The organism is Endozoicomonas sp. SESOKO4 (assembly GCF_024606275.1).
Genome location: NZ_JAHHPS010000268.1, coordinates 1 through 1257, shown reverse-complemented (window position 1 = coordinate 1257; position 1257 = coordinate 1). Strand labels below are relative to the sequence as shown.

The following is a 1257-nucleotide window of genomic DNA, read 5'->3' as shown; positions in this document are numbered from 1 at the left end:
CGTCAGCATCTCTTCTTCTGATAACTGTATAATCGGCATCATTTACCACCTGATCCAGAACAGCCTTTAATTGACTTTTGGCCTCAGAAAAATTAATGATTCTCATGCTAATTCCCCAACTTGTATTGTTTTCACTACAGTTATAACTTGTCCAACAGCTAGCACAAGTAAGAAAACGAAGGAAATGAAGGTGCAGGCCTGGGCTTTAAACGTCATTTTTCCCCGCCTTTCGTTCCATGCGCCGATACAGTTTTACCGCTTTCTTCTCAATGCGAGTGAGCAAAGCGTTATATTTTCTCAGTGTGTCTCTGAGAGACAGCCCTGTATAGGCTTTCAAAAAACGAAAAACATCATTTCGAGTGATGCCATAATCCATGGCTGAGAAGTACATCCCGGATAAGTCTTTCAGTCGCCATCGGTCGGGTGTTTCATCCCTGATCTGGGCCCGGTGGAGATCGATCAGATAAAACTTCAGGTTCTCCGGGTCAGGGGCTTGGGTTTCAGGCATCATGAAATGGCACAGATAATAATCACGATGATTGACGCCGTTGTCATGGAGTTTTTTGCTGATTTCTGCCAGCTTCAATGTCATGGCTTGCTTCAATCGAAAGGAAGGAGGCGTGTTTTTCCAATGCTCACAAAAGTCTTCCAGAGTTACCATGTTTGCTAGCTCTTCGGTCACCAGAAAAGATCGACGTGTCGCTGGGTTATTCCCGGTTTCCCCATAGGCGACAGGTGTCATAGTATCAATGCCAATCTCATGGAGTTTGTTCAGGGCTTCCCATTCATTTCTGGCGCCAAGAACCGGTTTGCGTAAATGCAAAAAGTTCTCGAGAATTTCAAACCAGCCCACGCCGCCATGCACTTTTGCAAAATAGCCTTTACCGTTCAGTTCAAATCGAAAGGTACGACGAGCCTCAAGTGCTCTATAGACCTCTCCATCCATTGTTTCCAGCAGTGATTGAGGATCCTTGCCTTGCCAGGCTTTTTTAAAATCGTCTCTAAGATAAAACATGAAGCCAGAATTTCAGTATCCAGACACTACTATTGGTGAGATTTGAATGACTTATCCAGCCACTCAGAAAGCTTTCTTTTTTTCTTGAAAAGTTTATTTTTCAGGGACATTGACCTTGACGTGGGTACCCAGGAGCCGACTTCATGATGAATGGTATAGCAGTGCTCAACCTCATGGGTATTTTGCTGATCAGGTGGTAAATGATGCCGATTATACAGTTATCAGAAGAAGAGATGCTGACG

Annotated in this window: 2 protein-coding genes; both read right to left on the bottom strand. The window is 44.2% G+C overall.

Annotation, left to right across the window (positions count from 1 at the left end; all coding sequences use genetic code 11):
• The coding region (locus KDK16_RS04890; RefSeq protein ID WP_257274934.1) for a type II toxin-antitoxin system Phd/YefM family antitoxin at positions 1-106 on the bottom strand (106 nt) is incomplete at its 3' end.
• Between the two features lie 99 nt (positions 107-205).
• Positions 206-1015, bottom strand: coding sequence for a lipopolysaccharide core heptose(I) kinase RfaP (gene rfaP, locus KDK16_RS04885; protein ID WP_257274933.1), 810 nt, complete (start codon positions 1013-1015; stop codon positions 206-208).
• Between the last annotated feature and the right edge of the window lie 242 nt (positions 1016-1257).